The organism is Polynucleobacter sp. 15G-AUS-farblos (assembly GCF_018882445.1).
GTDB lineage: Bacteria > Pseudomonadota > Gammaproteobacteria > Burkholderiales > Burkholderiaceae > Polynucleobacter.
In genome coordinates this window covers 368,497-389,802 of sequence record NZ_JACVOM010000001.1, presented here as the reverse complement: position 1 = coordinate 389,802, position 21,306 = coordinate 368,497, and the positions used below count along the sequence as shown (strand labels likewise).

Here is a 21,306-nt window from a genome sequence, read left to right as displayed (position 1 = left end):
ATCAGCTTTTTGGTGATACTCGCTCCCATTCGGAGATGACATATTTTTTTATGTTCTCTCCTTGATCTCGCGCACAGATAATTTCATCTACATTCACTGTTTCATGTAGTTTTTGCAGGCGAAGTACATCGCCCTGCGCTGAGTAATTCGGGAGCCAAGCGCCCCAGAAGAATCCCATCTCTTCCAGTTGAGTAAAGGCGAGGGCAGCCGCCTCTTGAGAGATCGGGAGACTTAGCATCGTAAAGGCCAAATTCTGTGAATCTAGCTTGACTAGCTCAGCACTAATGGCAGAAGAAAAATCTTCACCAATATGCTGCACCTTAATATTCGCCATTTGCGTGGCAGGATTCACGGTGACCTTGTATTCTGACTTACTAGATCCTGGGGAGTTAGATTCTGAAATGATTCTTTTGACATTCACTCTCTTGGCTAAATCACTCACAAAATCAATATGATTCTTCGGTAGATAAATCGTATTGACCTGTTCTTTCAGGGGTAGATAGCAGGAAAGAAAGGACATTCTGGTGTCGGTAAAGTTTTGTAAGCCCGCCATTTCGCGAGAAGGTGCAGCGCCTAATAAGATCCCAGTCTCTTGAGCGCCAAAGGCAATCATTTCATCCTGGCTGTAGGGGTGGTTTGTGACGCAGTCGGTCCAAAAGCCCACTAAATCCAATTTTTTGGCAATATCAATCCGCATTTTGGCCATGGCTTCAGCTATGTGGTGACCACGGAAGTCTGGATCTACAACCATCTTGCCTGCCTCGGGGGAGGTGTTATGAGCGCTATCAAAAGTGAGGGCGCAATGACCAATCAGATGCCCATCTTGGTGCTGTGCAACCACGGAGTACATCAGCTTGTCTTCAACGATTTTTTGTAAAGCAGCTGGATCATACATTTCATGAAAAGGGTAGCTCTCTCCATAGCAGCGTTTGATGCACTCGATAAGTTGAGGAATATCCTCAATCTTCAGAGGTCTGATTTCTGGTGTGATGTCATTTGTCATGGTTTGGCTATTATGACCTTGGATTTAGGAATAAAAAAGCCCGGCAGAACCGGGCTTCTCATATGGTGGCTAGTGCTTAGTTCGCACGGCTACGATATTCACCGGTACGAGTATCGATCTCGATCTTGTCACCAGTGTTACAGAACAGGGGCACTTGCAATTCATAGCCAGTAGCTAGTTTTGCGTTCTTCAATACCTTACCTGAGCTGGTATCGCCTTTAACAGCTGGCTCTGTATAAATGATTTCACGAACCAAAGAGTTTGGCATTGCTACTGAGAGTGCCTTACCTTCGTAGAAAACGACTTCACATGGCATGCTTTCTTCGAGGTAATTCAAAGCATCACCCATGAATTCAGCTTCAACTTCATATTGGTTGTACTCAGTATCCATAAATACATACATCGGATCTGCGAAGTAAGAGTAAGTGCAATCTTTCTTATCCAAGATAACAACATCAAATTTGTCATCTGCCTTGTAAACACCTTCATTAGGTGCACCAGTTAACAAATTTTTAAATTTCATTTTGACAACTGAAGAGTTGCGGCCTGAGCGGCTGTATTCGGCCTTCAAAACGACCATGGCATCTGTGCCAATCATGACGACGTTACCGACGCGGAGTTCTTGTGCTGTTTTCATCTTACTATTCCTGGGTGCAGAGTGTTTGTTCTGCGGTTTTTATCAAAAACAAGATTGTAACCGCCCGTAGACCTTTATTGCTTGGGATTAAGCGACAAAGCGCAGTAGACGTGCGGGTAGGCCGCCATCAGCCTGTTTTTCTAGTAATTGGGCGCGCCAGGCTTGGGAATGGGTGTTCCACGCCTCTAAGGAGCCAATCCATTCACTGGGCATTGCCCAAGTCATGGCGGCAATGGTGTCCAGTCTAAGGCTTTGACTAGCCGCATCTAGATAAAGGTCTAAAAAGGCCGCTAATTTGATTTCATGGGCACGATCATCCTGAGGGTAGATGTGCCAGATAAATGGCTTTCCAGCTAATTGCGCCCGAATAAACGAATCCTCACCACGCACAATATTAAAGTCACATTGTGCAAGAACCCAGTCATATTCATCTTGAGAAACAAATGGAATGGATATCAACTGAATATTGTTTGGAAGTGATATCGATTTTCCAGTGGCAAGATTCAGTAATTGGGCAATACCATGCGTGAGCACAATATCGAAGTTCTCATTAAGCGAGCCCAGATCTTCTAGCCATTTTGCTAGTGGTGCTCCGGGATAGCAAAAGATGCTGATACGTTTTGCGCCTGGCCTCAAGTTAGCCCAATCCTTTTGAAGGCTTGGCGGAATATCCTTGGCCGATAAATCGCCTGTGAGCGCAATAGGGTCTAGTAGCAAACCACCTACTTCATCCTGAAATCCTGGAAAGAAAAAATACTTGGGTATGCCATGAGATTGCGGGGATGCTTTGCCATGAAATTCAGTAATCCACGGTTCAGCACTGAGATATTCAAGATTGATGATGATGGGCTTTTCTGCGGCAATAAAAAGACCGGCAAGATAGCGTTCAGGTAGTTCACAGCCGAATGCCTCGATCACGACATTGGGTGCTTTGACAGGATGTCGAGCATTGTTATAGCTTGCTTCCCAAGGCAATAGTTCAATTCTGTCCTTAACTTTCGGGTCTACGCCAGAAGCGAGTAAATTAAGGGTTGGCAAGTCGTCGCAAAAAATGCGGACATCTTGGCCATGAAGGCTTGATAAGCTTCGGGCTAGGCGCCAGCAAACACCAGCATCACCATAGTTATCTACGATTTGGCAGAAAATATCCCAACGCATGAGCAATTCGCTTTTTGAAACCCTTCAGCAGGACGTTAAACGGCTACCCGGATTGCCGGGGGTATATCGCTTCTTTGATGAGGCGGGGCAAATTTTATATGTAGGCAAAGCACGTAACCTTAAAAAACGCGTCTCAAGTTATTTTCAACGCACACAGCTTTCGCCACGCATTGAATTGATGGTGGGCAAAATTACCCGCTATGAAACAACGGTAACACGGACAGAAACCGAAGCCCTCATTTTAGAGAACAATCTTATTAAGGAGTTGGCTCCTCCCTTTAATATCTTATTCAGGGATGATAAGTCCTATCCCTATGTGATGCTGACCGGACATGAGTTCCCAAGATTGGCTTCCTACCGTGGCAAGGTAGATAAGCGCAATCACTATTTTGGACCATTCCCTAATTCTTGGGCAGTGCGTAATAGCGTTCAGATTTTGCAAAAAGTATTTCGACTCAGAACCTGTGAAGACTCTGTTTTTAAGAATCGTAGCCGCCCTTGTTTATTGCATCAGATCCATCGCTGTAGTGCTCCATGTGTTGGGCGCCTAAGTAAGGATCAATATGGGCAGGATGTTGCCCAAGCCACCCGTTTTTTAGAGGGTGATCACAGTCGCGTCTTATCTGAATTGGAAAAAGAGATGCATGCACATAGTGAGGCCATGGAATTTGAAATGGCTGCAGTATTGCGTGATCGTATTGCTGACCTTTCAAGCGTTCTCCAACAGCAATCGATGGATACCGTTGCTGAAGGTGAGGGTGACGTCGATGTGATTGCTGTAGCGCAAATGGAAGGAATGGTTTGTGTGAACCTAGCGATGGTCCGAGGCGGTCGACATCTTGGCGATCGTGCTTACTTCCCAAAAGGTTTGCGCTCGACCTCAGGTGAACTTCCATCGCCAGCAGAAATATTAGAAGCTTTTATTGCCCAACATTATTTGGATGATGTGGGGAGTGATGCTCAGACAAGTACCCATTTAATACCGCCGGTATTCGTTTTAAACCATGCCTTGAACTCTGCAAGTGATGACGGATCAATATTGAGTGAGACCCCTCCAGCAGACCTACATGATTTATTAAATGCACAGGCTGGTCGAAAAATTACTTTCTTGCATCAACCGCAAGGGCAAAGGCGTCATTGGTTGGCAATGGCTGAGGGGAATGCCAAGCTGGCATTAACTAAGCGATTGGTGGAGACCGGTGGCCAGTTAGCTAGAGCACGCTCCTTGGCTGATATTCTAGGTTTGGAGTTGGAGAGTCTCGATCAATTGCGTATTGAGTGTTTTGATATTAGCCATACATCGGGTGAAGCAACTCAGGCATCGTGTGTTGTCTATACAAAAAATGCGATGCAGTCCGGTGAGTATCGACGCTTCAACATCAAGGACATTACGCCTGGAGATGATTACGCCGCCATGCGGCAAGTTTTGCAAAGACGCTACGCCAATTTTCAAGAGTTGCCGCTAGAAAAAATTCCACAGGTCATCTTGATTGATGGTGGCAAAGGTCAAGTAGAAATGGCTAGGCAAGTCTTTTCAGAATTTGGGATCGACATTAGTTTGATCGTTGGGGTGGCAAAAGGAGAGGGTCGTAAGGTTGGCTTAGAAACACTGATTTTTGCTGATGGCCGCTCACCTTTGGAGTTGGGAATAGACAGTGCAGCGCTATTGCTAGTTGCACAAATTCGCGATGAGGCACATCGATTTGCCATTACTGGTATGCGTGCCAAGCGTGCTAAAGCAAGAACCGTCTCTCGTCTTGAAGAAATCGAAGGCATTGGTGCAAAACGTCGTCAGAAGTTACTGGCCCGCTTTGGGGGTTTAAAAGGGGTAGCCAATGCCAGCATTGAAGAGATAGCCAGTGTGGAAGGAGTATCTCTCACGCTGGCAGAGCAGATATATCATCAGCTCCATTGAGCGTCAATTTTCTTATTTAGTTTATTCTTCTCCTATGCCATTCAATCTTCCAATCGCTTTAACTTGGTTGCGTGTAGCAGCAATTCCATTGCTGGTGGCAATCTTTTATCTTCCAAATAGTTGGCTCTCTCCTTTCGAGAAAAATTTGTTTGCAACTATTTTGTTTGTGCTGGCTGCAGTAACGGATTGGTTAGATGGATTTTTGGCAAGACGGATGAAGCAAGAATCTGCCTTTGGGCAATTCTTAGATCCAGTTGCTGATAAATTAATTGTGGCTGCCGCTCTCTTGGTGCTCTTGAATATGGATCGTGTTCAAGTCTGGGTAGCGCTCATCATCATTGGTCGTGAAATTACGATATCCGCTCTCAGGGAATGGATGGCACTACTAGGTGCTGGTAAAAGTGTGGCGGTACATATGGTTGGCAAGTTGAAAACAACCGCCCAACTAGTTGCCATTCCCTTTTTGCTGCTCAATGACACTCTATTTGGTTGGCTCAATTGCGCCAAAGTGGGTACTTGGTTAATTTGGATTGCTTCTTTTTTAACGCTTTGGTCAATGTTTTATTACTTGAAAAAGGCTTTGCCACAGCTTGTTGGAAAAATCGATTAATTCCCACAAAGCCCAGCCAGCAAGCCTTTTGGTCCTGACATAGATTGAGACATTCTTTTGTTTAATACGGAAAAATGCTTTCTTTTGGATTGTTTGTTAAACTATTGCCCTGTTATGCGGGAATAGCTCAGCTGGTAGAGCGATACCTTGCCAAGGTATAGGTCGGGAGTTCGAACCTCCTTTCCCGCTCCAAGTTCGATGGGAAGCCCTCAAAAGCTTCCCATTTTTGATTCAGGTGTTTGGCGCGTTGGCCGAGTGGTTAGGCAGGAGCCTGCAAAGCTTCGTACGGGGGTTCGATTCCCTCACGCGCCTCCAGTAATTTGCCTTGACGATTTGGGGGCTTACCCTAAAATGGTTTTATTCAGTTACTAGGTAAACAGATCATGAATTTCCCGACATTCTCTAAAGCTGCTATTGCTGCAACATTGCTTTCATTGATGTTGTTGGGCTGTGCCTCTTCCAGTGATTCAGGTGCATCAGGCGAAGCACAAGAAATTCAATCTCAACTCTTGGGTGATATGCCTTTGCCAGCAGGTTCTAAAATATTGAGCGCTGACTCTTTGATTATTGGACGTGGCGATAACTGGGTTGGGCGCGCTGTTTTATCCGGTGTCCAAAATTCAACTGATATCTATGCATTTTTTCAAGCTGAGTATCCTAAATCAGGCTGGACCACTGTGAGCGCCATCAAAGCAAAAACAAGTATCTTGGTTTTTACCAAAGGTGATCGCACCTCTACTGTGGAATTAAATGATGGGTCTTTTACAGGACCTAAAACAATCATTACGATTACCGCTTCACCTAAGAATGCGAATGTGGTGGCCCCTAAAAAATAGGCCACATGATATTCATGCGATGTATATTCTGAGCAATAAAAAAAGACCTCTTGAAGAGGTCTTTTTCTTTGGCTGTTAAGCGTTTACAGGCCTTCGGCCCTGATAAGCCCTACAGCCTGCCCTTCAATAGCGAAGTTTGGTTGACGGCTATCGACCACAATATTTTTGAAGTCAGGATTTTCTGCTTGCAGTTCAATCACCATGCCGTTAGCTGTTTTCTTTTGTTGCCAACGTTTTACGGTGACTTCATCATCTAAGCGCGCCACTACGATATCGCCATTACGCACTTCAGTAGTTTTTCTGACAGCCAAATAATCGCCATCAAGGATGCCGGCGTCACGCATGCTCATGCCTTTTACTTTGAGTAAGTAATCAGCACCTTTGCTAAACAAACTTGGATCAATTGGAACTTGTTTCTCAATGTGCTCAACCGCCATGATGGGAGAGCCCGCAGCCACACGACCAATTAACGGTAAAGTCAGTTGTTGTAGTGCGCCAGATGGTAAAGACATCTGACGATATTGATTCGCATGATGCGCTTGATTAAATCGTTGTGGAATACGAATGCCGCGAGAGGTTCCTGGCGTCAGTTCGATATAGCCTTTTTTTGCTAATGCACGAAGATGCTCTTCGGCAGCATTAGCAGAAGCAAATCCCAATTGATTGGCGATTTCTGCGCGAGTAGGTGGCAGACCACTTTCCTCGATTGCTTTAGAAATTAATTCCAGGATCTCACTCTGACGTGGAGTGAGCTTGGGGAGGGCAGTCAGCTCCTCGGAATAATCGACTGTATTTATGTCCATACTGGGATTGTATACAGCCCTTTTTGATAATTCAAGCGCTTTTAGCGGGGTGATAATGGAAAGATGAGCTCAAACTTAAGTCGTCCTGAAAAAACACCCCATATTTTGGTTTTAGGAATGGGTGGAACCATTGCTGGATTGGCATCTGCTCCAGATAAGCCGCTGGAGTATGACGCTGGCAAAGTGAGGGCGGAATCCTTGCTGGCATATATTGATTCAGCAATCCCGGCAGGGGTAAATTTAGTTTCCCATCAGTTGGCCAATATCAATAGCTCTAACCTCAGTGAGTCCCTCCTGAGTCTTCTTGGACAGACTGTAAGGTCGTCCCTGGATGATCCTGCGGTATTGGGAATTGTGGTGACCCATGGCACTGACACCATTGAGGAGACTGGAGTTTTCTTGCAGTTGAGCTGTGGCCAGCTTGCTAATCAGCTGGGTAAGAGAGTCATTTTGACTGGTGCAATGCTGCCCAGTAATGCCTCTAATGCAGATGGTCCATCAAACCTCTTGGATGCGATCAAATGGGCCGCTACTCCTTTAGATAACTGTCCTGGCGGTATTTATGCGGTGATGGATGGCAGAGCTTGTATGGCAATGGATTTGGCCAAACGTCACACTACTGCCCTGAATGCCCCTTTGCAATCATCCCCAAGCAGTTCTGCGGGTTTGATAAACCCATCATGGCTATCTGGCGTGAAAGCTGTTCAGGCTGCTTGGTCTGAAGATTTACCCATTCCGAATGAGGGTGAATGGCCTTGGGTAGAAATTTTGACAAGTCATGCAGGCGCTCGACCCGAGACAATTAGTCTATGGTTAGAGAGCCCAGTCAAAGGCTTGGTATTGGCTGGAAGCGGTATGGGCAGCCTTCATAATGACTGGCTAGAGCCATTAAAGCAGGCTGCCGCAAATGGTATTGCCCTGGTCAGAACGAGTAGAACAGGCTCTGGCTCTACTTTGCCTAATATTCCAGAAAAAGACCCATCTGGCTGTCTAGCATCCGGGGGTCTGTCAGCGCCAAGAGCCAGAATCGCACTCCAATTGGCTTTAAATGCTGAACAGCAGGCCAAAAAAGCAGGTAAATCCCTGACTTGGCAGGATTTTTTTGCTAGAATAGCGGTCTTGCCTGTCATTAGGTAAGCACTAAAAAGTGGCTGTAAAAGTGTTGTAAGCAATACCTACAATTTGTTACTACCTTGTCACACTGGCGCTGAGTTCACAACCATCAGAACTTAGCAAGACGCCCAGGTGACTTAATCCTTAAGGAGTGTTTGATGCGTCATTATGAAATCGTCTTTATCGTCCATCCGGACCAAAGCGAGCAAGTGCCTGCGATGATCGATCGCTACAAAGCTACATTAGCAGCTGCGGGCGGCAAAATTCATCGTATGGAAGACTGGGGTCGTCGTCAGATGGCTTACATGATCGACAAGCTTGCTAAAGCCCATTACGTTTGCATGAACATTGAGTGCGACCAGAAAACTCTGGAAGAGCTCGAGCATGCGTTCAAATTTAACGATGCTGTTTTGCGTCACCTCATCATCAAGACTAAGAAAGCTGAAACTGAGCCTTCCATCATGATGAAAGAAGTGCAACGCGAAGAAGCGCGCAAATCAGCTCAAGCCGATGCTCCTGTAGCGGTAGCCTAAGTTAAAAATTTGAAGAGGAATACACAGACTAGAAAACGTATCAGAGTGGCGGAGCGGCGTTGAATCATTTCACCCTCACTGCAATCTTGGTATCTAAAGACGCAATTCGATTTACACCAGCGGGAATACCGGTGATGCATTGCCAGCTAGAACATAGCGGCCAAGCAAACGAGGTAGGCGTAGCTAGGAAAATTCAGATGAGCGTTGAAGCCCTTGCAATCGGTCCAATACAAAAGGATCTAGAGCAAATGGATTTAGGAACTGAGGCAGTGTTTGAAGGATTCTTAGCAGCAAAGACTCTACGTAATCAAAGACTGGTTTTCCATATCACCCATATTCAATTGAAAAATTAAAGAGGAAATCATCATGGCGTTTGGAAAGAAACCCGATTTCAAAAAGAAACCAGCTCAGAACCCATTGTTCAAGCGTAAGCGTTATTGCCGTTTTACTGTTGCTGGCGTAGAACAGATTGATTACAAAGATGTAGATACATTGAAGGACTTTATTGGCGAAAACGCCAAGATTACTCCTGCTCGTTTGACCGGCACAAAAGCTAAGTATCAGCGTCAGTTAGACACTGCTATTAAGCGTGCTCGTTTCTTGGCTTTGTTGCCATTCTCCGATCAACACAAGAAATAATTAGGAGCCCTCAATGCAAATCATTCTTTTAGAAAAAGTAACAAACCTGGGCAACCTCGGCGACATCGTGCGCGTTAAAGACGGTTTCGCTCGTAACTTCTTAATCCCACAACGCAAAGCGCGTCGTGCGACTGAAGCAGCTATTGCTGACTTTGCAGTTCGTCGTGCTGAGTTGGAGAAATTGGCTGCTGAGAAATTGGCTGCTGCTGAAGCGGTTGGCGTCAAACTTAAAGACTTGGTTCTCGAAATCGGTCAAAAAGCAGGTGTGGACGGTCGTTTGTTTGGTTCTGTAACCAATCATGACATCGCTGATGCTCTGAAAGCTAAAGGCTTCACAATTGAGAAGTCTTCAGTTCGCATGCCTACTGGCCCATTGAAAATGGTTGGTGATCATCCTGTAGCGGTTGCTGTTCATACCGACGTAGTTGCAGACATCACTATTCGTGTAGTTGGTGAGCAAGCTTAAGTTTTAATTCAGTAAACTAGCCTCATGGCTGAATCCCGTTCACGTTCCGTTACGCTGAATCCCGGCATGATGGGTTCTGGGGATGCAGTCGTGCAGGCTTTAAAAGTTCCGCCGCATTCTGTAGAAGCCGAGCAATCACTGCTCGGCGGTCTACTGATCGATAACTCCTCATGGGATAACCTTGGCGGAGTATTAAACGACAAAGATTTCTATCGCCCTGAACATGCTCTGATCTACAAGGTCATTGCTCGTTTGGTTGGTGACAATCATCCTGCTGACGTTATCACTGTTTATGACGCAATCAAATCTGAGCAGGGTGGTGATTTAGTTAGCATTGATTATCTCAACTCCTTAGCGCAAAACACGCCTAGTGCCGCCAATATCAAAGGTTATGCCGATATTGTTCGTGATCGCAGCATTCTGCGTCGCTTGATTGAGGTTTCTGACAGCATTGTGAACTCTGCATTTGTGCCCGAGGGACGCACAGTAAGAACGCTGTTAGATGAGGCAGAGTCTCGTATTTTGCAAATTGGTGAAGAAGGTAGTCGCAAGGCAGACTACCTAGAGATTGAACCGCTCTTACGTTCAGTTGTCGCTCGTATTGATGAGCTCTATAACCGTCAGGGTGGAAGCGACATCACTGGTATTGCAACCGGCTTTATTGATTTGGATAAACAAACTAGTGGTCTGCAAAAGGGTGACTTAGTCATCATCGCTGGAAGGCCCTCAATGGGGAAAACCGCGATGGCTTTGAATATTGCTGAAAATGTAGCTTTAGCTGAAGGTTTGCCTGTTGTTATATTTTCAATGGAAATGTCTGGTGAGCAATTGGCTGCGCGTTTGCTTGGTTCAGTTGGTCGCGTTGATCAAAGTCGTATGCGAACGGGTAAGCTACAAGACGATGAGTGGCCACGTGTTACTGATGCGATTGCCCGTTTAAGTAATACCCAAATTTTGATTGATGAAACAGGCGCTTTATCAAGCTTGGAATTACGTGCACGAGCACGACGGATTGCCAGAAACTTTGGCGGCACTCTGGGTCTGGTGGTAATTGATTATTTGCAGTTGATGAGTGGATCAGGATCTGAAAATCGCGCCACCGAGATTTCTGAAATTTCTCGCTCCTTAAAATCGCTTGCAAAAGAATTACAGTGCCCAGTCGTCGCATTATCACAGTTAAATCGTGGCTTAGAGCAGCGTCCAAACAAGCGCCCGATTATGTCAGATCTTCGTGAGTCAGGAGCGATTGAGCAGGATGCTGATGTGATTATGTTTATTTATCGTGATGAGGTTTACCATCCAGACACCACTACTGACAAGGGTGTCGCTGAAATTATTATCAGCAAGCAGCGTAATGGCCCCATTGGGACTATACGGTTAAGCTGGCAAGGTCCATATACCAAGTTTGATAATTTAGCAGTCGGCTCAATCGGTTACTCATCTGGCGGCTACGAACCTTTCTAAGCCAAATCAACTCAGTCAATAAAAAGCCTCGTCATGCGAGGCTTTTGTTTTATTGGGGATTGGATACTAATCTGCGAACTTCGGTAAATCGATTAGCCCAATAAGGACTCTCAATTTGTTCCAATCTTACTGTGCCACCCGAGCTTGGTGCATGTACAAACCGTCCTTTACCAACATAAATTCCGGCATGAGAGTATTTGTCACCAGTGGTGTTGAAGAACACCAGATCTCCTGGAGCTGGTGCTTGATCACCAACATTTTTACCTTTACTGCTCATTTCTTGAATAGTACGTGGCAACTTGATATTGGCAGACTTTAGGTAGACGTAGCCAATCAAACCGCTGCAATCAAATCCCGCTTTGGGATTATTGCCGCCATATCGATAGGGAACGCCGACTAGGCCGACCGCTGCAATCGAAATATCTTCACTACCTACACTCGCATCTTGTTTAAATTGAGCTACTTTAGAGCTTGGTGTTTTGCTGCTAAAAGTGCTACAACCATTGAGGCTTAACAAGGCACAAATAAAAATGCCGCACCCAATGAGAGTGCGGCATGAGAGGTCTTGATTAAAGGGCGTCTGCTGCATGATCCGCAAGACGTGAACGCTCACCGCGGGCCAATGTCACATGACCGCCGTGACGCCAACCTTTGAAGCGATCAACCACATATGTCAAACCTGAAGAGCCCTCAGTTAGATAGGGGGTATCGATCTGAGCAATGTTTCCTAAGCAGATAATCTTGGTTCCAGGACCAGCACGGGTAACTAAGGTTTTCATTTGCTTAGGCGTTAAGTTCTGCGCCTCATCAATAATCACAAACTTGCTAACAAAGGTCCTACCACGCATAAAGTTCATACTTTTCACTTTGATTCTGGAGCGAATCAGTTCTTGTGTGGCTGCACGGCCCCATTCTCCTGCACCATCATCATTGCGCTGGAGGACTTCAAGGTTGTCATCAAATGCACCCATCCAAGGCTGCATCTTTTCTTCCTCAGTACCAGGCAAGAAACCAATGTCCTCTCCGACTGGTACGGTAGCTCTAGTAATGATGATTTCGTTATAACGCTTACTGTCAAGTACCTGCTCAAGCCCAGCTGCTAAAGCAAGCAGAGTTTTACCAGTACCAGCTTGACCGAGCAGCGTCACAAAATCGACATCGGGATTCATGAGCAAGTTCATAGCGAAATTTTGCTCGCGGTTACGTGCAGTCACGCTCCAAACATTGTTTTTCTGATGAGAAAAATCTCGGAGGGTCTGCAAAAGCGCGGTCTTGCCGTTGATCTCACGAACCTGTGCATAAAAAGGTGTAGAGCCATCTGGATTTTCTTGAAAGACAAATTGGTTTACTAGCATGCTTGGTACTGATGGGCCAGTTACCCGGTAAAACATCGTACCCGATTTAGAGTCAGCCCAACTTTCCATATCTTTGCCATGCTTAGGCCAGAAGTCTGCAGACAAACTCATAACTCCGGAGTACATCAAATCGCGATCTTCAAGTACTTGGTCGTTAAAGTAGTCTTCAGCAGGTAAACCTAAAGCACGCGCCTTGATCCGCATATTGATATCTTTCGATACCAAGACCACCTCTTGTCCATTGCGTGTCTTTTGTAACTCGCTAACAACTGCCAGAATCAGATTGTCATTTTTGCCCTCTGGTAATCCTTCTGGAAGCGCTTGGGTGGAGAGTTTGGTTTGGAAAAAGAGGCGACCAGAAACATCTTGATTGCCCAGCTTATTGAGGGGGATGCCCTCATCCAAGGTGCCGCTGGTGCCAGCAATCAGTTGATCTAAAGATCTGCTGACGGTTCGGGCATTGCGCGCAACCTCAGTCATCCCTTTTTTATGATTATCTAGCTCTTCAAGGGTAGTCATTGGCAAATACAAGTCATGCTCAGAAAAGCGGAAGAGTGAGCTTGGATCATGCATTAGAACATTGGTATCCAAGACAAATAAGCTTGGTGGTCCAGTGCGGATCACGCGTTTTGGTTTAGCTGGAGCCTGTTCATTTTTATCGTTACGCATTGGCCGGTGATCGCTCTTGATTTTTTCTAGTGCGACTTCGGCCTCAGATAAGTCTTCTTCTGCTTCATGAGCCCAATCAGAGGCTTCCATCACTACTGGTTTTGCTGGTGCGGGACGTTTCTTTAAATCGGGAGTGTCTTTACGACTCAGTTTTACTTGATCAGCAATTTGAGTGGGGATGGGGGGCAGTGGCATGCAGACTCTCCTAAAAGAAAAAACCGCCAAGCGGACTGCATTGACGGTTTATTACGAAACGGGTTGTAGCGGTATTTAAAGAATGGCGGGGGTCAGTCTCCAAGCCTGTTCTGAAGTATTCAGGTTCCTGATTCAAACGAATTGTCAGACTTTCCCGTCGCTTACGGTGCATATGGATTTACTTTACCCCATTTTTTGGGGTTTGCAAGCACCTACTGCTAAATTTTTGTAAAAATTATTTGGTATCTTTGGCAGCTTGTAATACCTCTGTCACATGGCCTGGAACCTTCAAGCCGCGCCACTCTTTCACCAGCTTGCCAGAGGAGTCAAAGAGGAAGGTGCTGCGCTCAACCCCACGGACTTGCTTACCGTACATATTTTTCATCTTCATGACGCCAAAGAGTTGGCAGAGTTTTTCTTCAGTATCCGCAACGAGCTCAAAAGGGAGCTGTAGTTTGCTGCGAAAGTTATCGTGAGACTTGAGGCTATCGCGGGATACGCCAACAATCAACGTGTTCGCTTTGGTAAAGGCATCAATGTTGTCTCTAAATTCACCAGATTCAGCAGTACAGCCTGGGGTCATGTCCTTAGGGTAAAAATAGATAACAAGTTTTTTACCTTGAGCAGAAGCTGGAGTAAAAGTGAGTCCAGATGTTGCTGGAACAGCACAAGAGGGAATGGGTTGACCGATGGCTACTGGCATGATGATCCTTCGTTAGTTATTCTGAATAATCAGGTCGCCACTGCGATTCGGGATTTGACCCCAAGTCAGCGGCAATATGGCTATTTTATCGAGTTGTTTGGTCGCTTCCCAAGATTGGTGAAGTTCGCCCATGGTTACAAGCTCGTGGCCTTGATTTAGCCAGCCCATAATGAGCTTTTCAAAGGCGGGCAATAGCTTTTGCCCCTCAAGCTCTGCATGTAGGGTGAAAACTTGGTCATTCGGGTTGCTCTGAGTAATGGCTAAAAGCTTATCAACCGCCCCAAACTCATCAGCATCATCCACGCCAATTAATTCATCCAAGGTGGGTAGCGTGCTTGGATATTGAACGTGCTTGGCTTTACCCTTTGGCAAGGCTAAACGATAGGGCATGAGGTTGGCTTCTGCTCTGCCATCGGATGAATATTGAATACCCCATTCATCCAATTGTTCGAGAGCGGTTTCATTCATTTGCCAACCTGCGGCACCATAGGTAGTTGGTTGATGACCAAAGATTTCGATAAAGCGATCCCAGCTTTTTTTCATCATCGCTTTAGTCCACTGCGGATTCTGAAAGCGGACTTGATCATGCCAAGCAACGTGATCCCATGCATGAATACCTGCTTCATGACCAGCTTTGTCAATGGCGCGCATTTCTGCGGCCGCTTGTTTGCCAATGTCAGGACCAGGAAGTAGAACGCCGTATAACAAAGTTTTAATACCGTAGTGCTCGACTACGGAAGTGCGACTGACCTTTTGTAGAAAGCCTGGTCGAAATACGCGCTTTAATGCCCAGCCTGTATGATCCGGACCCAGACTAAATAAGAAGGTGGCTTTCAGCCCAAAGCGCTCAAGGGTGCGGGCTAAGTTAGGTACGCCTTCTTTGGTGCCGCGTAAAGTATCGACATCAACCTTGAGTGCAATTTTTGCCATGAACTACTGTGTTATTCGGTATCAACTAAGTGACGTGCTTTTTCCACATCTTGACGATAGGCTTCAAAAATATTTTTTAGCGCATCGGTCATCGTGGTGCTGGGCTTCCAACCCAATTCACTCATGGTGTTATCAATAGCAGGCACGCGGTTTTGAACGTCTTGGTAACCTTCGCCGTAATAAGCGCCTGAAGTCGTTTCAACAATTTTAACTTCGTTTGCAGTCTTAGCGTACTCAGGTATGCTGCGGGCAATATCGAGCATTTGATTTGCTAACTCACGAACAGAGTGATTGTTCTTTGGGTTACCGATGTTATAGATCTTGCCATTCGCAACACCATCCTTGTTATCAATAATGCGCATCAAAGCATCGATGCCATCATCGACATAAGTAAATGCGCGCTTTTGAGCGCCACCATCGACTAAGTTAATCGGTTCACCACGAACAATGTGACCCAAGAACTGTGTAACAACTCGGGAAGATCCTTCTTTTGGTGTGTAGATGCTATCAAGACCAGGGCCAATCCAGTTAAACGGACGGAAGAGGGTAAAGCGCAGGCCCTCCATGCCGTAACCCCAAATGACGCGATCCATTAATTGCTTGGAGCAGGCATAAATCCAACGCGGTTTATTGATCGGACCGTACACCATGTTTGAGGTGGAGGGATCAAACTCAGCATCTTCACACATGCCATATACCTCAGAGGTAGATGGGAAGACCAAATGTTTTTTGTATTTAACCGCAGAGCGAACGATTGGCAGGTTAGCTTCAAAATCCAGTTCAAATACTTTGAGCGGCTGTTGAACATAGGTTGCCGGTGTGGCAATGGCAACTAAAGGCAAGATAACGTCGCATTTACGAATGTGATATTCAACCCACTCTTTATTGATAGTGATATCACCCTCGAAGAAATGCATACGAGGATGCTGGACCAAATCACCTAAACGATCGTGTTGCATATCCATGCCATAGACATCCCAGTCGGTTGTCTCCAGAATGCGCTTAGAAAGGTGATGGCCAATGAAGCCATTTACCCCAAGAATGAGTACTTTTTTCATCTTTACTGCCTCGCTTCAATCTATTGTGTTTTTGCTGGAAACCATTCCAAGATTTCAATTGCTTGGTGGTCACCACAAATGCCGAATACTCGATTATCAACCACTTGGATACCCTGGGCTTCAAGATCGAGCTTCTCTGGAAATGGGCCCTGCAGGCTAGAGCGGGCCACAATTCTGGTCTGCCCCTCCCAGTCCGTAAAGGCGCCTGGATAAGGGGGCGCCACCGCCCTGATGAGGTTATGGACCTGGGAGGCAGTTTGATTCCAGTGAATTTGGCCATTGGCAGGCTTTCGACCCCCAAAATAGCTTCCCTGAGCTAAGTTGTTGGGTTTTCGAGGGACATGTCCCTGAATCAGCTCAGGCAATACCGCTTGCATTACCTTGACTGCTGCTTGGCTAACTTTGGCAAATACCTCGGTTGCAGTCTCGTTTGGTCCAATACTCACTTCAGATTGACCCACAATGTCGCCCGCATCGGGTTTCACTTCCATGACATGCAAGCTAGCACCTGTTTTGGTTTCACCATGAAGAATGGCCCAGTTCACGGGCGCACGACCACGGTACTTAGGTAATAAAGAACCATGCATATTCAAAGCTGCAATCTTGGCGCAAGCGAGGATTTCCGCAGGGATCATATTGCGGTAATAAAACGAGAAAATATAGTCCGGTGCAATGGCTTGCAGCTGAGGAATTAAATGATTGAGTTCACCCGCGCTTGGGGTGACGTAAGGGATATGCTGTTCAGAGCAAAGCTGAATAACACTTCCAAACCAAACATTTTCGTTGGGATCATCTTGATGAGTGACAACTAAATCAATCTGAATGCCTGCTGCTAAAAGCGCCTTCACGCAATGAACGCCTACATCGTGATAAGCAAAGACGACGGCGCGCAATTATTTTTTCTCTAAAACTGTTTGCACAACATATCTTGGACGTTCTCTGACTTGCTGATAAATACGGCCAATATATTCGCCTAGTAGACCTAAACCAAAGAGCATCACACCAATTAAGAAGAAGGTCAGAGCAAATAGGGTGAAGACACCCTCAACCTCAGCACCAAGCAGAAAGCGGCGGAATAGGAGGTAAGCAAATAAGCTGCCTGCAGCCAGTGAGAGGAGCATTCCCAGGATGGAGAAAATCTGCAAAGGCATCACTGAGAAGCCGGTAACTAAATCAAAGTTCAAGCGAATGAGTTGATAGAGTGTGTATTTGGATTCACCAGCAAAGCGCTCTTCATGCTTCACGGTAATTTCTGTTGGATTTGAAGCAAAGGTGTAAGCCAAGGCTGGAATAAAAGTATTGGTTTCATTGCATTGGCGAACTAAATCAATGATGTGACGGCTATAGCCACGCAACATACAGCCTTGATCAGTCATCGTGATGCGGGTAATTCTTTCACGCAAACGATTCATGACGCGTGATGCAACTTTTCTGAAAAAGCTATCGCGACGATCCGCTCTGATAGTGCCAACGTAATCATGACCTTTGAGTAACTGCTCGGTGAGTGCGTCGATTTCTTCAGGGGGATTTTGTAAGTCTGCATCGAGCGTGATGATGTACTCACCCCTAGCGTATTCAAATCCTGCCATGATGGCCATATGCTGGCCAAAGTTGCTATGAAATAAAACTGCTCGAGTGACATCTGGACGGAGTTCTACTTGTTTTGCCAGAATGCCGGCAGAGCGATCTTTGCTGCCATCGTTAATAAAGACGATTTCATAGGCAAATTTACGCTTAGCGGCTAGCGCGTCTAAAGCAGGATAGAGGCGATCGAATAAAGCTTGGAGACCATCTTCCTCGTTATATACGGGAACAATAATGCTGAGTTTTGGATCGGCGGCTAAATGTGCAGTCATGCCGCAATTTTGCCTGATCTTGGGGTTAGCCCCAAGACCTTCAGCTTTTACGGTGTTTTTGGAGGATTCCAACCAGTCCCTTGGCTATGCGGCCAATGTCATCATCATGCATAGCCGGAAACAGGGGAAGCGTCAAAATAGAACGCCCTATGCGCTCTGCATGGGGTGTATCGGATGTTTTGTAGCCCAGATTCTTGTAAAGGGTAAAGCCGGTAATGATGGGGTAGTGCACCCCTGTGCCGATGCCAAGCTCTTTTAATTCTGTCATGACTTGGGCGCGATCTACTGTTAATTGCTCTAAGGGCAGAATCACTTGGAACATATGCCAATTGGAATCTGTAAAGTCTTCAACTGGTAATTCCAAACCCATCTGATCCAGCTGAGCGGATTTCATCTCGCTACGAATGACATCAAAGTATTGACGAGCGAGAGCGGCCCGACGAGTTTGATAAGCAGGTAATTGTTTCAGTTGCTCAAGGCCAATCACGGCATTGACATCGGTCAGGTTATCTTTGCCACCCAAGACATCGACGTCCATGCCATCCATACCTTGACGAGTCAGTCCTTGCAAGCGAAATTTTTCAGCGAGCTTTGCTTCTTCAGCATTATTAAGAACCAAGCAACCACCTTCAACCGTAGTGAGATTCTTGTTGGCCTGAAAACTAAAGCTCACTAAATCACCAAAGCTACCAATCTTTTTACCCTTCCACAGCGACCCAAATGCTTGTGCCGCATCTTCAATCACACGTAATTGGTGTTGCCCAGCTAGGGCATAAAGCTGATCTATATTGACTGGCAATCCAGCGAGATAGACTGGCATGATGGCTCGCGTTTTAGGGGTAATCGCTCCAGCAACTTTATTGAGATCAATATTGCGCGTGATGGGATCAATATCGACAAAGACGGGTTTAGCACCCACACTAAGAATGACATTAGAAGTAGCTACCCAAGAGATGGGGGTGGTGATGACTTCATCACCTTCGCCAATGCCGACAACTTGTAATGCAATTTTCATGGTTGCAGTGCCATTAGCAAAACAACGTACTGGTCTACCACCAAAATAATTCGAGAGTGTTGCCTCAAACTCAGCCAACTTTGGACCAGAGGTAACCCATCCTGAGCGCAGCACCTCTGCGACCGCATCAATAGTTTCTTGATTAAAACTAGGTCGAGTAAAAGGAATAAATGCTGGAGTAGAAGCTGACATGATGAGCCTTTATTGTTGAGGCGAACTAGCAGTGTCCGGGTGTTTCACAATCACTCTGCGGGAGTCTCGATCGACTTCCCGCATTGGAAAGTGAATCTTCTGTAACGCAGTATATTGCTCAGGAACCATTAAAGCATAGGCACTCACATCGTCCTTCCAACGCTCCATAAACGCCTCTAGGCTTGGCATCCACAGATTAGGCTCTTGATTAACGCCAAACTCAAGTTCATCAGGTGATTCCACCATGATCATGGTTCTGCCTAAATAGAAGGGCATCGTGTGATCAAGCAGTCGCACTGAATAAATATTCGCATTCGCTGGAATGAGTGTTCGGACACGATTGGCAAGGTCAATTCCTGATACGGCGCGACCTAGGGTCTCATGTCCTGTTCCAGCAATAATGGCGCATAGAAAAAATCCTGTAGCAAAACTCAGGATACTTTGCATGCCATTGCGTTTGCTTTGCCATGTAGCTAAAGCACTAAAAATAATTAATGCTATTAATGCGGCGATAACCCAGTATTGATATTGTGCATATGCCTCAACTTCATCAGGCCTCGCTTGAATACTAATTTCAGAAATGAAAAAGAATCCAACGCATCCTAAAACTGCAAAACCTAATGTTTGCAATTTCCAAAAGGTACCCAGTAAATTGTTATTTCCTAGTGCACGATCTAAGCGAGCGCCAATCAGTATTGCCAGCGCTGGGAAGATCGGAATAATGTAGCCAGGCAATTTCGATTTAGAAACACTAAAAAAGGCAAAGATCACAACAGTCCAGCACACCAATAACCAGCCACTAGAAAATTCTTGCTTGCGCTCATTCCAGGCTTGTAAAAATGCTCGAGGGATCTGAAAAATCCAGGGCAGTATGCCAACTAACAGTAAGGGCACGAAGTAATAAATAGGCCCCGTTCTACTGTGGGCATCTTTGGTAAAGCGCTGTAAATGCTCATGAATAAAAAAGAACTCTAAAAACTCTGGATTACGCTGCGCTACCAAAACAAACCAAGGCGCCGTAATCGCCAGGAACAAAATCATTCCACTAAATATGTGGAGTCGCGACCATATCTTCCAATCCCATGCGCTGATGGAATAAGCAATAAAAACCATTGCAGGAATTGCAGCACCAATGAGCCCCTTTGAAAGGGTTGCTAGTGCCATCATGCTCCAGCAAAGCCACATCCAATTTCGACGGCCTGTTTTATTGTCAGAGGTTTGTGCCAATAAGAGAGTGCACAGCGCGCTTACCAAAAATGCGGAGAGCGCCATATCTAAGGAGTTGAAGTGGCCGCTAATAATCCACATTGGGCTGGAAGCAAGAACTAAGGCGCCAAGCCAGCCAGCCCGTGCATTAAAAATGCGTGCGCCAGTCAATCCAATAACGAGGATTGTCAAAAATCCTGTTAGCGCAGTCCAGAGTCGCGCTTGCCATTCACCAAAACCAAAAGCTTGGAAGGCAACTGCAGTGGCCCAAATTTGTAATGGCGGTTTCTCAAAATATTTGTAACCGTTATAGCGAGGTGTAATCCAATCGCCGGTGACCAACATTTCTCGAGCCATCTCTGCATAGCGCCCCTCATCAGATGGAATGAGATGGCGGTAATTTAAAGTGCCAAACCAAATCAATCCATAAATCAGGGCGATCAACAAAATTTTGCCTGGGTGAATCATGGAAGATTGCTTAACTTCACCCAATTGCATTAGTTTGCTTCCACAATGAGTGCCAGGAGGACTTGACGTCCTTCGCCAACTAATATGTTGTAGGTACGGCAAGCTGCCTGTGAATCCATGATTTCAAAGCCAATTTTGGCGGAAATCAGGGTTTTTAGGAGTTCTGGGCTAGGAAAGCGCTGACGGCTACCAGTTCCGATGAGGATCAATTCTGGCTTTAGATCCACCATTTGGGCGAAGTGGGAGGCCTCTAAGGCTTCAAATGACTGGACTGGCCATTGTGAGATGGCGCCATCAGAGCTCATCAGTACCGCATGACTATAGGGAGTTTGATTAATCTCTACGTAGCCAGGCCCGTAGCCAGTGATCGTATTGGCTCCAGAATGGGGGTCAGATTGAAGCTTCAATTGGACTCTCTGTCATAATTATGTGGATTATAGCTAGCTGTTTTTTCTCAGATTTCAAGAACTTACCCTTTAATT

Annotated in this window: 23 protein-coding genes and 2 tRNA genes; 11 read left to right on the top strand and 14 right to left on the bottom strand. The window is 45.9% G+C overall.

All coding sequences use genetic code 11. The annotated features are described in order from the left end of the window. Position 1: 1 nt before the first annotated feature. The 3 genes from ICN41_RS01940 to earP all read right to left on the bottom strand — a co-directional run bounded on the left by ICN41_RS01940 (position 2) and on the right by earP (position 2,798). Positions 2 to 1,003: a GNAT family N-acetyltransferase gene (locus ICN41_RS01940; RefSeq protein WP_216291108.1), complete on the bottom strand. Its 1,002-nt coding sequence runs from the start codon at positions 1,001 to 1,003 to the stop codon at positions 2 to 4. A gap of 76 nt (positions 1,004 to 1,079) precedes the next feature. Continuing rightward, positions 1,080 to 1,640: an elongation factor P gene (gene efp / locus ICN41_RS01935; RefSeq protein WP_216165596.1), complete on the bottom strand. Its 561-nt coding sequence runs from the start codon at positions 1,638 to 1,640 to the stop codon at positions 1,080 to 1,082. Positions 1,641 to 1,727: 87 nt separating this feature from the next. Then, positions 1,728 to 2,798 carry an elongation factor P maturation arginine rhamnosyltransferase EarP gene (gene earP / locus ICN41_RS01930; protein ID WP_216291107.1) on the bottom strand — a complete coding sequence of 357 codons (1,071 nt, stop codon included), beginning with the start codon at positions 2,796 to 2,798 and terminating at the stop codon, positions 1,728 to 1,730. Here earP and uvrC point away from each other — a divergent pair. From uvrC to ICN41_RS01905, 5 genes are all read left to right on the top strand, one after another. Beyond that, positions 2,797 to 4,713, top strand: a complete 1,917-nt coding sequence (gene uvrC, locus ICN41_RS01925) for an excinuclease ABC subunit UvrC (protein ID WP_216291106.1) — start codon at positions 2,797 to 2,799, stop codon at positions 4,711 to 4,713. The genes earP and uvrC overlap by 2 nt on opposite strands. A 34-nt stretch (positions 4,714 to 4,747) precedes the next feature. Beyond that, positions 4,748 to 5,323, top strand: a complete 576-nt coding sequence (pgsA, locus tag ICN41_RS01920; RefSeq protein WP_216291105.1) for a CDP-diacylglycerol--glycerol-3-phosphate 3-phosphatidyltransferase — start codon at positions 4,748 to 4,750, stop codon at positions 5,321 to 5,323. 116 nt (positions 5,324 to 5,439) lie between these two features. Continuing rightward, positions 5,440 to 5,515, top strand: a tRNA-Gly gene (locus tag ICN41_RS01915). 49 nt (positions 5,516 to 5,564) lie between these two features. Then, positions 5,565 to 5,638: transfer RNA gene (locus ICN41_RS01910), tRNA-Cys, on the top strand. 68 nt (positions 5,639 to 5,706) lie between these two features. After that, positions 5,707 to 6,159, top strand: a complete 453-nt coding sequence (locus ICN41_RS01905; protein ID WP_216291104.1) for a hypothetical protein — start codon at positions 5,707 to 5,709, stop codon at positions 6,157 to 6,159. 83 nt (positions 6,160 to 6,242) lie between these two features. Here the strand turns inward: ICN41_RS01905 and lexA are convergent, their stop codons facing one another. Beyond that, on the bottom strand, positions 6,243 to 6,962 hold the full coding sequence (gene lexA / locus ICN41_RS01900) for a transcriptional repressor LexA (protein WP_216291103.1): 720 nt from the start codon (positions 6,960 to 6,962) through the stop codon (positions 6,243 to 6,245). Positions 6,963 to 7,025: 63 nt separating this feature from the next. Here lexA and ICN41_RS01895 point away from each other — a divergent pair, with 63 nt between their 5' ends. The 6 genes from ICN41_RS01895 to dnaB all read left to right on the top strand — a co-directional run bounded on the left by ICN41_RS01895 (position 7,026) and on the right by dnaB (position 11,177). Further along, the gene (locus tag ICN41_RS01895; protein WP_216291102.1) at positions 7,026 to 8,099 is read left to right on the top strand and encodes an asparaginase; all 1,074 of its coding nucleotides are present in this window, start codon (positions 7,026 to 7,028) and stop codon (positions 8,097 to 8,099) included. A 134-nt stretch (positions 8,100 to 8,233) separates the two neighbouring features. Continuing rightward, positions 8,234 to 8,608, top strand: a complete 375-nt coding sequence (gene rpsF, locus ICN41_RS01890; protein WP_216291101.1) for a 30S ribosomal protein S6 — start codon at positions 8,234 to 8,236, stop codon at positions 8,606 to 8,608. Between the two features lie 59 nt (positions 8,609 to 8,667). Next, positions 8,668 to 8,961, top strand: coding sequence for a primosomal replication protein N (gene priB, locus ICN41_RS01885; protein WP_216291100.1), 294 nt, complete (start codon positions 8,668 to 8,670; stop codon positions 8,959 to 8,961). Between the two features lie 13 nt (positions 8,962 to 8,974). Next, entirely contained in the window at positions 8,975 to 9,247 is a 273-nt protein-coding gene (rpsR, locus tag ICN41_RS01880) for a 30S ribosomal protein S18 (protein ID WP_076022861.1), read from the top strand. 13 nt (positions 9,248 to 9,260) lie between these two features. After that, a complete protein-coding gene (gene rplI / locus ICN41_RS01875) occupies positions 9,261 to 9,713 on the top strand; it encodes a 50S ribosomal protein L9 (protein WP_216291099.1) in 453 nt (150 codons plus the stop codon). Between the two features lie 24 nt (positions 9,714 to 9,737). After that, on the top strand, positions 9,738 to 11,177 hold the full coding sequence (dnaB, locus tag ICN41_RS01870; protein ID WP_370629075.1) for a replicative DNA helicase: 1,440 nt from the start codon (positions 9,738 to 9,740) through the stop codon (positions 11,175 to 11,177). Positions 11,178 to 11,226: 49 nt separating this feature from the next. Here the strand turns inward: dnaB and ICN41_RS01865 are convergent, their stop codons facing one another. From ICN41_RS01865 to ICN41_RS01820, 10 genes are all read right to left on the bottom strand, one after another. Beyond that, positions 11,227 to 11,790 carry a C40 family peptidase gene (locus ICN41_RS01865; protein WP_370629074.1) on the bottom strand — a complete coding sequence of 188 codons (564 nt, stop codon included), beginning with the start codon at positions 11,788 to 11,790 and terminating at the stop codon, positions 11,227 to 11,229. After that, positions 11,747 to 13,396, bottom strand: a complete 1,650-nt coding sequence (locus tag ICN41_RS01860; protein WP_216291098.1) for a PhoH family protein — start codon at positions 13,394 to 13,396, stop codon at positions 11,747 to 11,749. Before ICN41_RS01860 ends, ICN41_RS01865 begins: the two co-directional genes overlap by 44 nt. A gap of 235 nt (positions 13,397 to 13,631) precedes the next feature. Further along, the gene (locus tag ICN41_RS01855; RefSeq protein WP_216291097.1) at positions 13,632 to 14,099 is read right to left on the bottom strand and encodes a peroxiredoxin; all 468 of its coding nucleotides are present in this window, start codon (positions 14,097 to 14,099) and stop codon (positions 13,632 to 13,634) included. 12 nt (positions 14,100 to 14,111) lie between these two features. Continuing rightward, entirely contained in the window at positions 14,112 to 15,029 is a 918-nt protein-coding gene (locus ICN41_RS01850; protein ID WP_216291096.1) for a polysaccharide deacetylase family protein, read from the bottom strand. 11 nt (positions 15,030 to 15,040) lie between these two features. Continuing rightward, positions 15,041 to 16,087 carry a bifunctional UDP-4-keto-pentose/UDP-xylose synthase gene (locus ICN41_RS01845; protein WP_216291095.1) on the bottom strand — a complete coding sequence of 349 codons (1,047 nt, stop codon included), beginning with the start codon at positions 16,085 to 16,087 and terminating at the stop codon, positions 15,041 to 15,043. Between the two features lie 20 nt (positions 16,088 to 16,107). Further along, entirely contained in the window at positions 16,108 to 16,980 is an 873-nt protein-coding gene (locus ICN41_RS01840) for a formyltransferase (protein WP_216291094.1), read from the bottom strand. Further along, the gene (locus tag ICN41_RS01835; protein WP_216291093.1) at positions 16,981 to 17,943 is read right to left on the bottom strand and encodes a glycosyltransferase; all 963 of its coding nucleotides are present in this window, start codon (positions 17,941 to 17,943) and stop codon (positions 16,981 to 16,983) included. A gap of 40 nt (positions 17,944 to 17,983) precedes the next feature. Next, positions 17,984 to 19,150: a DegT/DnrJ/EryC1/StrS aminotransferase family protein gene (locus ICN41_RS01830; protein WP_216291092.1), complete on the bottom strand. Its 1,167-nt coding sequence runs from the start codon at positions 19,148 to 19,150 to the stop codon at positions 17,984 to 17,986. 9 nt (positions 19,151 to 19,159) lie between these two features. Beyond that, positions 19,160 to 20,854 (bottom strand): glycosyltransferase family 39 protein, encoded by a 1,695-nt coding sequence (locus tag ICN41_RS01825; protein WP_216291091.1) that lies wholly within the window; start codon positions 20,852 to 20,854, stop codon positions 19,160 to 19,162. After that, positions 20,854 to 21,231, bottom strand: coding sequence for an Mth938-like domain-containing protein (locus ICN41_RS01820; protein WP_216291090.1), 378 nt, complete (start codon positions 21,229 to 21,231; stop codon positions 20,854 to 20,856). The genes ICN41_RS01825 and ICN41_RS01820 overlap by 1 nt, the downstream gene beginning before the upstream one ends. Positions 21,232 to 21,306: the final 75 nt, after the last annotated feature.

Excerpts from the sequence above, each read along its gene's own strand:
- ICN41_RS01855 (WP_216291097.1), bottom strand. The coding sequence starts at position 14,099 with ATGCCAGTAGCCATCGGTCAACCCATTCCCTCTTGTGCTGTTCCAGCA.
- rpsR (WP_076022861.1), top strand. The coding sequence starts at position 8,975 with ATGGCGTTTGGAAAGAAACCCGATTTCAAAAAGAAACCAGCTCAGAAC.
- ICN41_RS01830 (WP_216291092.1), bottom strand. The coding sequence starts at position 19,150 with ATGTCAGCTTCTACTCCAGCATTTATTCCTTTTACTCGACCTAGTTTT.
- ICN41_RS01895 (WP_216291102.1), top strand. The coding sequence starts at position 7,026 with ATGAGCTCAAACTTAAGTCGTCCTGAAAAAACACCCCATATTTTGGTT.
- pgsA (WP_216291105.1), top strand. The coding sequence starts at position 4,748 with ATGCCATTCAATCTTCCAATCGCTTTAACTTGGTTGCGTGTAGCAGCA.
- ICN41_RS01860 (WP_216291098.1), bottom strand. The coding sequence starts at position 13,396 with ATGCCACTGCCCCCCATCCCCACTCAAATTGCTGATCAAGTAAAACTG.
- ICN41_RS01940 (WP_216291108.1), bottom strand. The coding sequence starts at position 1,003 with ATGACAAATGACATCACACCAGAAATCAGACCTCTGAAGATTGAGGAT.
- ICN41_RS01835 (WP_216291093.1), bottom strand. The coding sequence starts at position 17,943 with ATGACTGCACATTTAGCCGCCGATCCAAAACTCAGCATTATTGTTCCC.
- rpsF (WP_216291101.1), top strand. The coding sequence starts at position 8,234 with ATGCGTCATTATGAAATCGTCTTTATCGTCCATCCGGACCAAAGCGAG.
- rplI (WP_216291099.1), top strand. The coding sequence starts at position 9,261 with ATGCAAATCATTCTTTTAGAAAAAGTAACAAACCTGGGCAACCTCGGC.
- dnaB (WP_370629075.1), top strand. The coding sequence starts at position 9,738 with ATGGCTGAATCCCGTTCACGTTCCGTTACGCTGAATCCCGGCATGATG.
- lexA (WP_216291103.1), bottom strand. The coding sequence starts at position 6,962 with ATGGACATAAATACAGTCGATTATTCCGAGGAGCTGACTGCCCTCCCC.
- ICN41_RS01825 (WP_216291091.1), bottom strand. The coding sequence starts at position 20,854 with ATGCAATTGGGTGAAGTTAAGCAATCTTCCATGATTCACCCAGGCAAA.
- ICN41_RS01905 (WP_216291104.1), top strand. The coding sequence starts at position 5,707 with ATGAATTTCCCGACATTCTCTAAAGCTGCTATTGCTGCAACATTGCTT.
- uvrC (WP_216291106.1), top strand. The coding sequence starts at position 2,797 with ATGAGCAATTCGCTTTTTGAAACCCTTCAGCAGGACGTTAAACGGCTA.
- earP (WP_216291107.1), bottom strand. The coding sequence starts at position 2,798 with ATGCGTTGGGATATTTTCTGCCAAATCGTAGATAACTATGGTGATGCT.
- ICN41_RS01845 (WP_216291095.1), bottom strand. The coding sequence starts at position 16,087 with ATGAAAAAAGTACTCATTCTTGGGGTAAATGGCTTCATTGGCCATCAC.
- efp (WP_216165596.1), bottom strand. The coding sequence starts at position 1,640 with ATGAAAACAGCACAAGAACTCCGCGTCGGTAACGTCGTCATGATTGGC.
- ICN41_RS01850 (WP_216291096.1), bottom strand. The coding sequence starts at position 15,029 with ATGGCAAAAATTGCACTCAAGGTTGATGTCGATACTTTACGCGGCACC.